The 9663-nt window shown below is 58.5% G+C and carries 8 protein-coding genes and 1 pseudogene; 5 read left to right on the top strand and 4 right to left on the bottom strand.

What is annotated here, in order from left to right:
• Positions 1-23: 23 nt before the first annotated feature.
• The 4 genes and pseudogenes from NW844_RS10885 to NW844_RS10900 form a co-directional block, all read left to right on the top strand.
• Positions 24-302, top strand: a pseudogene (locus NW844_RS10885) (hypothetical protein); the annotation flags it as partial.
• Positions 303-381: 79 nt separating this feature from the next.
• Positions 382-2589 (top strand): phosphoketolase, encoded by a 2208-nt coding sequence (locus NW844_RS10890; protein WP_414335597.1) that lies wholly within the window; start codon positions 382-384, stop codon positions 2587-2589.
• A gap of 26 nt (positions 2590-2615) precedes the next feature.
• Positions 2616-3956 carry an AAA family ATPase gene (locus NW844_RS10895; RefSeq protein ID WP_414335599.1) on the top strand — a complete coding sequence of 447 codons (1341 nt, stop codon included), beginning with the start codon at positions 2616-2618 and terminating at the stop codon, positions 3954-3956.
• A complete protein-coding gene (locus NW844_RS10900; protein ID WP_414335601.1) occupies positions 3949-4602 on the top strand; it encodes a Rho termination factor in 654 nt (217 codons plus the stop codon). The genes NW844_RS10895 and NW844_RS10900 overlap by 8 nt, the downstream gene beginning before the upstream one ends.
• A 204-nt stretch (positions 4603-4806) precedes the next feature.
• Here NW844_RS10900 and NW844_RS10905 read toward each other — a convergent pair whose 3' ends face one another.
• From NW844_RS10905 to NW844_RS10920, 4 genes are all read right to left on the bottom strand, one after another.
• Positions 4807-6345, bottom strand: a complete 1539-nt coding sequence (locus NW844_RS10905) for an L-aspartate oxidase (RefSeq protein WP_414335602.1) — start codon at positions 6343-6345, stop codon at positions 4807-4809.
• 2 nt (positions 6346-6347) lie between these two features.
• On the bottom strand, positions 6348-7304 hold the full coding sequence (gene nadA / locus NW844_RS10910) for a quinolinate synthase NadA (protein WP_414335604.1): 957 nt from the start codon (positions 7302-7304) through the stop codon (positions 6348-6350).
• Between the two features lie 198 nt (positions 7305-7502).
• Positions 7503-8366, bottom strand: coding sequence for a carboxylating nicotinate-nucleotide diphosphorylase (gene nadC, locus NW844_RS10915; protein WP_414335605.1), 864 nt, complete (start codon positions 8364-8366; stop codon positions 7503-7505).
• Between the two features lie 69 nt (positions 8367-8435).
• Positions 8436-8765, bottom strand: coding sequence for a hypothetical protein (locus NW844_RS10920; protein WP_414335607.1), 330 nt, complete (start codon positions 8763-8765; stop codon positions 8436-8438).
• 126 nt (positions 8766-8891) lie between these two features.
• Between NW844_RS10920 and NW844_RS10925 the strand changes: the two genes are divergently transcribed.
• Entirely contained in the window at positions 8892-9464 is a 573-nt protein-coding gene (locus tag NW844_RS10925; RefSeq protein WP_414335608.1) for a pseudouridine synthase, read from the top strand.
• The last annotated feature ends 199 nt before the right edge of the window (positions 9465-9663 follow it).

Consider the following 9663-nt stretch of genomic DNA (forward strand, 5'->3'; position numbering starts at 1 on the left):
TGAACTCAATACCATAACGTCCTGTAAGAGACCACCACTCCCGGTTGAGGGCTGCTCTTCAACACAAAGCCAGTCAGGGCACACGCAGTTCACGGCGCAGGTGCCGGGAGCTGCTGCAACGCCTGTCTGGCAGGGAGAGGCGCTTTCAAGCGTGGGTGAACCACTGCATCTCCACTGGCGTCAGCGGGACGGAGTCCTTTGTGATTGCGCTTTTGGGGGCTGCCGTAAACCAGCCCAGAGGCCCGTGGTTGGCTTGTCAACTGCAGGGCTACCAAAAGCCCGTACTCTATACGTCAGCATGAGTGCGGGTAGTTTACAACATCCAAAAGGCCTTATCAGGTTTAAAGTGAGGAGTAACCCGACAAAGAGTGAGGCTTGACCATGACGCTGGCTCAGGAGGCAACTGCCCAAGTTCCCGCCTTTTGCGAAGGGATCCAATACTTTGGGGATCCCTGGCCGGAATTCGATCGCCTGGGCCAGGAACCTGCAGTGGATGCTGCCACAGGCAAGCTGCGGGATCCCGGCAGTCGCATGGCCGCCTACCAGACCTTGCTCTATGCCGATGCGCTGCGCTATCTCACCCTGCAGATGACCGCCAGCAAAGCCTCGGGCCACCCAGGCGGCTTTGCCAGCCAGGCGGAAGCCTATGCCGCTTTGGTGTACCTGGGCCAAAAGAACATCCCCACCGAAGTGGGCCACCACGCCCCCGGCTTCTACGCCGCCATGTTCTTGGATGGATCCCTGGCCGAGATGGGCATCCACACGGTCTCTGACTTGCGGGCCCGCTTCCGGGAACGGGAAGGGCTGTTGGGCCACCTTTCTGGCTACATCCCCGGCTTGCTGGCGCCGGCAGGGCCACTGGGGCAAGGGCAGCACTTTGCCATGGCCGGCGCCCTGCTCTACCCGGATCGCCTCTTCCCGGTCACCATCGGCGATGGGGGCCTGGGGGAGCCCTACGTGATGAGCTCCATGATCCACTTTCACACCGCCTTCCCGCAGCGCACCAACTTCCTACCGGTGCTGGTCTGGAACGGCTACAGCCAAGAGCACCACAGCATGATCTCCACCCTCGCCAACGCCCAGATGGTTGAGTACTGGCGGGGCAACGGCTTTGAGGAAGTGGTGCTGGTGGATGCCAAAGACTTCGACGATGCCCAGCAGCCTGGCCCTTACGTCGATAGCACCCAATTTTCTCTGAAAGCCCGCTTGGCCTTTGCCCAGAGGGTACTGACCGAGATGGAGCGGGCCATTCAGTCAGCTCTAAGCGGCCACCTGACGGTTTTCATCCTCAAGCAACTGAAAGGGGCGGGCGTGCACGCCAAGGGATCCAAATCCCACAACCTCTATGCCCACCACACCTTGGATAACCCCGACATCGTGGCCGCTCTGCAAGCGCGGGCCCTGCATCCGGCCGCTTGGGCCCTGGTGCGCCAAAACTGTGAACGGGCTGCTGGGGGGCCGGCAGCCAAGGTGGTGGTAACGGAATCCGTCCGCCCTCTGCCGCCGCTGGGATCCCTCAACTTAACTGAGTTCCCCCTCGGCGATAAGCAAGTCTCCACCACGGCCATCGGCACCCTGGTGGTGCAGGTGGGGCAGAAAGATCCCGACTTTCTGGTGGCCAATGCCGATGGTAACGAGGCTTCCGGCATCGCCAACGTCAACCAAGGTCTCAAAGTGATCCACCCCACGGCGGATCCCCTCTACAACCAACAGCCCCAAGGGCAGGTCTACGAACCCCTCAGTGAAGATGCCTGCGCCGGCTTGACAGGGGGCCTGGCGCTCTTTGGCGGGCGCTCCCTCTGGTGCTCCTATGAATCCTTTGCCGTCAACGGCCTGCCCATCTGGCAGACGGTAACCCAGGCGATGGCCGAGCTGCGCCGCCCCACCCCTGCCGCTATTGCCCTCTTCACAGCTGGAGCATTGGAACAGGGACGCAACGGCTGGACCCACCAACGCCCGGAAATCGAGGCCTACCTGGCGGCTATGATGCGCAACGGCAACATCTTCCCCCTCTTTCCCCCCGACGCCAACTGTGCCCAAGCCGCCTACGAGTGGGCCTTATCGACCTTCAACAAAGGGATCCCGATCTTTGCCAGCAAAACCCCCCTGCCCATCCGCACCACCCTGGAACAAGCGCGCCAAGCCGTGGAGCAGGGCTGCACTGTGCTGCAGGAACTGCCTGGATCCCGCACTGTGGTCTTTGCCGTGGTGGGAGATATGATCCTTCTGCCAGTCTTTGCGGCGGCTGAACAGCTCCAGGCCCAGGGGATCGGCAGCAAAATTGTCTCGGTGGTCAACCCTCGCCGTCTCTACCGCCCCAGCGATATAGCCTGGTCCACCTGTGCCCAACCCGATGGGGAGTTCATGTCTGACCAGGAGTTTGCCGCTTGGTTTGCCGGCGCAGCCCTTATCGGCGTGACTGGCGGATCCAGCCTGATGTTGGAGCCCCTGTTGTTGCGCTACACCGGCCCGCGCGATCTTTTTGCCTGGAAACGCGGCGAAACCACCGCCACCCCTGCCGAACTCATGGACTACAACGGCCTAACGGCCCAGGCGCTGGCAGAGCGAGCCAAGCAACTGCTAGGCTGAGGGGCACATTGGGATCCCTTCAGTCTATGACCAGTGCTATCCCCCTCCGAGAGAAGCTTGAGAGGATATCCCCCACCGAGGGCAAGGAGCAAGTCATTGTCCAACATTTCGCTATCCCCTTGCTCCATGAGCTAGGCTTTGGAGACCTGGAGATTAGGCCTGAGTTTGAAACAGGGTGCGGAGAAGTAGACTTTGCGGCTAGAAAAAACACACAACATACAGACATCTTCTTCAACTCTAGGAAAAACCCATACCTTCTCTTGGAAGTTAAGTCCAGGACAGTCAATCTTAGTGAGGGATCCGCTGCCTGTAGAGATGCAGTAGATCAAATAAAAAGGTACTTGCTTGGAGAGCATTGCAAATCAGCAAGGTGGGGAATAATTACCAATGCAAATTACATCCAGCTCTGGAGGAGACACGGGAAGGTTGTTCACCCTGTTACAGCAAACCTTGCTATCAACCTGGATAACATTGAGAACATCGTGCATGATTTACGAAACAAGATAGAAAACTACGAGCGCGCTTTGACCATATGTGTGTACAACAATAAAGGCGGTGTGGGCAAAACAACAACGGTTATTAACCTTGCAGGAGCATTAGCATCTAAACGAAAAAAAGTCCTAGCTGTTGACTTTGACTCCCAAGGAGATTTGACAAGAAGCTTGGGAGCTACTCCTGGAAAAGTTACACTAACGCAGTGTTTAAAGGATCCCAGGATAGACGTCCACACGATTGTTCAGACATATAGGCTCAAGACACCTAAGGGAATAGTTTCCGTCTTCAACCTCATCCCAAGAGACTCTGAGCTGGAGAAACTGACCGACAGCGAAAATGCAGCCTATATCCAGAAAGGAACCAAGCGCCTTCGGGATCTGCTTGCCCCCCTTCGTCGTGAGTATGACTACATCCTAATCGACTGCCCAACTCAGTGGCTTTACTTCAGCCAAAGTGGACTTTTTGCTGCCGATGTTGTTTTGATACCTACCCGACCTGACGATCTGTCTTCTTTAAATAATGCTGTTAGGGTAATCACTAAGTTCGTTCCAGAGACCGCTAAATCACGACATGACGGAGGCCCCATCGCCTTGCCTATCTTTTTTAATGGTGTCTCTTCGGGAAGTCAACACACTATTCAACTAGCGAACGAAGAAATACGAAAGTTTATCAACCAAGAAGAAAATGTATGCTTAGTTTCGTATTTCTGGCCGCGTTTTAAGAAGGGCAATGAAGACAAAAGCATTTTTAAAATACCCGACTATACAGTGATATCTTCTGCCACTTTTGCTCGAATCCCTGCTGTCTTTAAGTACAAGAAAGTTTTAGAATACTACCAAAGTCTCGCCGGCGAGTACTTTATCGATGAGTGAGTTTTCCGATCTCGGCAAGCTGGTCAACCTACCCCTCGAGAGCATTACGCCTGCCGAGGGGTTTTCCGCTCCCTCTTTCTTGGTTACTGCAGCAGCCGCTCAGTTAAGGGCAACAGGAGGGCACAATTGGGTGCCGCTGCTGGTGGTTGAGGCTAGCGACTACCAGTACAAGGCCATTGGCAACCATTTTGTCTATGCAGTTGCTCAAGAAGCCGGGTTGGAGAGGCTGTGGTGTATCATTGTTGACCCAGCCCCGGAGCAGGTGGAGCAGGCCCAAGTTCTCACTAGAGAAATGGTTCCGAAGGTAAATTTGACGGAGGCTTCTAGGGAAACTATCTTGGCTGCGCTGAGATACCTGGCCGAGCAGCCCGGCACCCCCCTCAAGGGAGTTGATGTAACCATTGCAGCCGCGCGAATTGCAGAGGCAGATAGGAGCTGGTGGCAGAACTTAACTCCCATAACCAAGCTAGGATGCAGAATTACGCGAGGCAAAAAATTAGATGCCCTAAAAGAAGTTTTTTTTCTAACTCCTACAGCGCCGCCTCCCAGTAAGCAGAAATCGTCCAAAAAATCCACAGCATCTGCCAGTGCCAAGAAAACAAGCTCAACTCGCTCGCGGAAAAAGACAGAGGGAGAGAGGGGCTAGGGATAGCGCTCCGCGTCGCCGGCGCGTTCGCGGCAGCGTTGCGTAGCAACAACGGCGCGACAAAAAACCTTTCATTGCTATTTGAATTGAATTAAATAACTATAACTCTCAAACCCATTTCATCTTCATTCAGCCTTCATTCAGCAAAGGGTTCAATTCTGCGGCTAGGATGCGGATAGCTCGCTCCTGGCAAAGACAAACCACTCAACCTGCAGGTACTCGACAAAGGGTTGAGCCACTCACTTCCGTGTGGAAAGGTTCCCCTTCCTGGGGAAAATCTTCCCGAAAATGGGCCCCTCGGCTTTCCTCTCGCAGCAGCGCCCCCTGTGCCACCAGGCGAGCGAGCAAAAGTAGACTGCCGGCCTCCGCCTCTTCCCGGCTGGCCCAGGGCTTCTCCTCTAGGGGCAGGGCTTCTGCAAAAGCCAGAAAAGCTCGCAGCCGCTCGCCCTCCCGCACCACGCCCAGGGCTTCTCCCACTTGCGGCTTGAGCTTGGGGAGAAGAGAGGGTGGCGCAGTGAGCACAGGTAGTGCCTGGGGCTGCCGAGGGGGGCCGTGTAAATCTTGCAAGGCGGCCAGAGCGGCCCGCTTGCCCATGACCAGCCCTTCCAAAAGGCTGTTGGAAGCTAGGCGATTGGCCCCATGCAAGCCCGTGGAAGCCACCTCCCCCGCTGCATAGAGGCCCGGCAAGCTGGTGAAGCCGCCAGCGTCGGTGCGTACCCCACCCATCACGTAGTGAGCCGCAGGAGCGACTGGGAGAAGATCTGTTGTGGGATCCAGCCCCAAGGCGCGGGCAGAGGCGACGATGCTGGGAAAGCGTTCCCCCAAATGCTCAATGCTGCGCAGGTCGAGGTAGACCGCCCCCGTCCGCTGCCGCTCCCAGAAAACAGCCTGGGCCACCACATCCCGCGGCGCCAGCTCGCCCAGCTCCGCATAGCGAGGCATGAAACGCTCCCCCCAGGCGTTGAGCAGAACCGCTCCTACCCCTCTGGCGGCCTCGCTCACCAGTGCCCCATTGGGCAAGGCCGTAGGGTGAAATTGCACAAACTCCAGATCCCTCAAGATGGCTCCGGCGCGCCAGGCCAGCACCATTCCATCGCCGCTGGCCCCCGGTGGAGCCGTGGAGATGGGAAAGAGGCTGCCAAATCCTCCCGTAGCCAGGAGAACCGCCCCGGCCTTCACCTGTACCGGCCCTTCAGGGCCGAGAAGCAGGGCTCCCGCCACTCTGTCTCCCGCCAGCAAAAGGCTGAGAGCCGTGTAGCCCTGCAAAGGCGGCCTGCTGAGACGGGCCAACAGGCCTCTGAGCAGCCACAGCCCGCTGCGATCCCCCCCCAGGTGACGCACCCGTGCCCGCGAGTGGCCTCCTTCTCGCACCGGCTCGGGATGGAAAGGCAGTCCCCAAGACAAAAGTTTCTCCAGGTGAAAGGGCGCTTCCTGCAAGATGGAGCGGGCCACCTTTGCTTCCACCAGGCCGCGGCCTGCCTGCAGGGTGTCCTGGAGATGGGCCGCCACATCCGTCGCGTCCAGAGGAAAAGCCACCCCCCCCTGCGCCCAAGGCGTAGAGCCAGAGGGCAAGGGATCCTTGCTCACCACCAGGGTTCTTGCTCCCTCAGCTTCCGCCCACAGGGCTGCGTACACTCCCGCCACCCCGGCTCCCAGGATCAGCAGATCCGTTTCCCATCGCGATAGCGCTGCAGTTCCCGACAGACCCTCTTGCAAGGGCGGCACGTAGTCCTTGCGCCTCACCTCTAGGCCCCGGCAGGGATCGCCAGCATGGCCAGGATGGACTGGCGGGCCTTCGCAGCCACCGCCTCCGGCACCCGGATCACGGGGCGCATCTCCAGCAGGGAGCGGCGGATCTTCTCCAGGGTGATCTTCTTCATGTACTCGCAGACGGCATCCGCCTTCACAGGGATGAACGTCTTGTCGGGGGCTTCCTTCTTCAGGCGGTGGAGAATGCCCACCTCGGTGGCGACCACGAACTCCCGGCAGGGCGAACTCTTGGCATGGCGCACCATGCCCTCGGTGGAAAGGAGCTTGGCATCGGGTTTGAGAAACAGACAACTGGAGCCACAACTGCATTCGGGGTGAATGAGGAACTCTGCCCCAGGATGCTCTTCCACCATCGCCTTGAGGTGCTCTTCCCGAATGCCGACATGCACGTGGCACTCGCCGGGAAACAAATCCAACTCCCTGCCTGTCACCTGCGCCACGTGGGCCCCCAGGAACATATCTGGCACAAAAAAGATGGGGCGATCCGGGGGCAGGCTGGCCACCACTTGAACCGCGTTGGCGCTGGTTACGCAGACATCGGCCAGGGCCTTGATCGCGGCGGCAGTGTTGACATAAGCAACCACCAGGCCTTCTGGGTTGGCCTCTTTCCAGCGCAGCACATCTTCGGGGCAGATGCTATCGGCCAAGGAGCAGCCCGCCTCCAGATCCGGCAGCAGCACCGTTTTTTCCGGGTTGAGGATGGCCGCCGTCTCAGCCATAAAGTGGACGCCGGCAAAGACGATGACCTGGGCGTTGGTCTTCTGCGCCTCGCGAGCCAGTCCCAAGGAGTCTCCCACAAAGTCCGCCACCTCCTGCACTTCGGGGAGCTGATAGGAATGAGCAAGAATAACCGCCTGTCTCTCCTGTTTGAGCTGAGCAATTTCCCGGACGGTCGCAGCAGCGTTGCCTCGCAACAGGGTTTCTCCTTCCATTACTTCCTAACGGTTTTGTTCCTCTGTGAGCTGGAGCGGAGCACTTTTTGGGCAGAGCATAGCTCCCGCAGGTGGTCAACTCCGCTTTGGAGAAGCATCTGAGCCGGCAAGAGAAGCCTTTCGTAACAGCGGGACGGAGCCGAGCCCAGGTTGTCTTCTCAAGCTAGCATCAAAAGCAGTGCCCCGCGAGAGCGTGTCTCAGGGCGGCACCACCAGCAAAGAGAGATCCAAGGCCTTGGCGGAGTGGGTGAGCGCCCCGACGCTGACGTAGTTCACGCCTGCCTCGGCAACTTGCCGGGCCCGTTCCAGGTTCATGTTGCCGCTGGCCTCCAGAGGAACCTTGCCGCCCACCCGTTGGACGGCGGCCCGAGTTGCTTCCAGGGTGAAGTTATCCAGGAGGATGAGATCGGCGCCTGCCGCCAACGCCTCTTCCAGTTCTTGGAGATCCCGCACCTCGACCTCCACCTTGAGGTGGTGGGGAGCGCCTTCCTTGGCCCGTTTGACGGCTGTCAAAACCCCCCCCGCGCTGCGGTCGCAACAGAGTTGCGTAGCAATGATGTGGTTCTCTTTGATCAAGATGCCGTCGAAGAGGCCAAAGCGGTGGTTTTTGCCGCCCCCTACTCGTACTGCATACTTCTCCAGGGCGCGTAGGCCAGGGGTGGTCTTACGGGTGTCCAGAAGCTGGGTTGAGGTTCCTCGGAGAGCTTCTACATAGGAGCGGGTGAGCGTGGCAATGCCGGACAGCCTTTGGAGAAGGTTGAGCGCCAGCCTCTCCCCCGCCAGAATCCCCCGCAGGGATCCCTTGAGATGAGCTACCTCTTGGCCAGCAGCTACTGCGGCCCCCTCTTCCACCCAAGGGGTGAACTCTACCTGGGGATCTGCCAGCCGGAAGACTTTTTGGGCAATCTCCAGGCCCGCCAGGATCCCCGGCTCCTTGGCCAAAATCACCGCCTCGCCCTTCAGTCCTGGGGGCAGGGTCAGCTCTGTGGTGAGATCGCCGTGACCCAGATCTTCCCGCAGCCAAGCGCGAAGGATCTCCTCAGGCAAGTCAACTTTGTCCATTGTTTTAGCTGGTGGGGGTAGAGCTGGTTGTATGAGACGGCTTTGCCAGGATCTGATACAACTTTTGCCCTAGGGGGTGTTTTGCGGCGTTTCCTCTGCCGGGCTGGGCGCCGTATCCGGCTCTTGGGCGAGGGCAGAGTCCTCAAGGCTGGGAGCGGTTTCTTGCTCCTTAAGAGGAAGCTGGGCGGCAACAGGCTCTGGGGCAGAAGGGGAGGGCGCAGTCGGGATCGCGGCTTCTTCTTCGGGAGCAACCGCAGGTGGCTGGGCAGCTTCTTTTTCTTTTTGCTGTTCGTAGCGCCGGCGTTTGTTGCCCTCGTCCACCAGCACGTACACCAGACTGAGGAGAGAGAGCCCCGCCGTTCCGACTAAAACCCAAAGTAAATTGTTGTCTATGGTCATGGGTGAGCTCCGTCAAACGCTGCTGCCGGTGGAGGAACATTGCTCCTTAAGGCTCGATCTTACCGTTGAAGCTGCTCTGCCTAGCTGAAAGATCCGGAAAGATGGAATTCATGAGTTGTGTGCCTCATGCGTTATCTCAAGTTCTACAAGCCCTACGGTGTGCTCACCCAATTTACCGACCAAGAGGGGCGGCCTACGCTCAAGTCTTTTATCCCGGTGCCCAGGGTCTATCCGGTGGGTCGATTGGATCGCGACAGCGAAGGGCTGCTCCTGCTGACCGATGATGGCATCCTCAATGCCCGCTTGATCGATCCCAAGTTCGGCCACGAGCGCACCTACTGGGTTCAGGTGGAAGGGATCCCCACCCCCCAGGCCCTACAACAGTTGCAACAGGGGCTGATCATCCAAGGGCGAAAAACGCGCCCGGCCCAGGTTAAAGTCTTGGCCGAGGAACCCAACCTGCCGCCACGGGATCCCCCCATTCGCTTTCGCCGCTCCATCCCCACCACCTGGCTGGAACTGACGCTGCGGGAGGGTCGCAATCGACAGGTGCGCCGCATGACTGCCGCTGTTGGGATCCCAACTTTGCGGCTGGTTCGCGTTGGACTGGGGCCGCTCTCTCTGACGGGGCTTGCTCCCGGCCAGTGGCAGGATCTCAGCGAGGCAGAACTGGCTCAGTTACAGCAATACTGTTTCTAATCACCAAGCAGTTGTTGTTTTTATCAAGTTGTCTTTATCAAAAAGTTGGGTCTAAAACTCCAGGCTTTTCTTGGTTTTGGATGTATGGTCATTTCCAACCGGATTAAGACACTTCGCCGCCAATCCAACTCCTCTCCCGGCCCTCTCTCCCAAGGGGCGAGGGGGAGAAGACTCAGAACCCTCTCCCTCTGGGAGAGGG

Source organism: Synechococcus sp. H55.2 (genome assembly GCF_047462495.1).
Classification (GTDB): Bacteria; Cyanobacteriota; Cyanobacteriia; order Thermostichales; family Thermostichaceae; genus Thermostichus.

What these genes read in the sequence shown, in the direction of transcription:
- NW844_RS10890 (WP_414335597.1), top strand. Translation starts at nt 382, where the DNA reads ATGACGCTGGCTCAGGAGGCAACTGCCCAAGTTCCCGCCTTTTGCGAA.
- NW844_RS10895 (WP_414335599.1), top strand. Translation starts at nt 2,616, where the DNA reads ATGACCAGTGCTATCCCCCTCCGAGAGAAGCTTGAGAGGATATCCCCC.
- NW844_RS10900 (WP_414335601.1), top strand. Translation starts at nt 3,949, where the DNA reads ATGAGTGAGTTTTCCGATCTCGGCAAGCTGGTCAACCTACCCCTCGAG.
- nadA (WP_414335604.1), bottom strand. Translation starts at nt 7,304, where the DNA reads ATGGAAGGAGAAACCCTGTTGCGAGGCAACGCTGCTGCGACCGTCCGG.
- nadC (WP_414335605.1), bottom strand. Translation starts at nt 8,366, where the DNA reads ATGGACAAAGTTGACTTGCCTGAGGAGATCCTTCGCGCTTGGCTGCGG.
- NW844_RS10920 (WP_414335607.1), bottom strand. Translation starts at nt 8,765, where the DNA reads ATGACCATAGACAACAATTTACTTTGGGTTTTAGTCGGAACGGCGGGG.
- NW844_RS10925 (WP_414335608.1), top strand. Translation starts at nt 8,892, where the DNA reads ATGCGTTATCTCAAGTTCTACAAGCCCTACGGTGTGCTCACCCAATTT.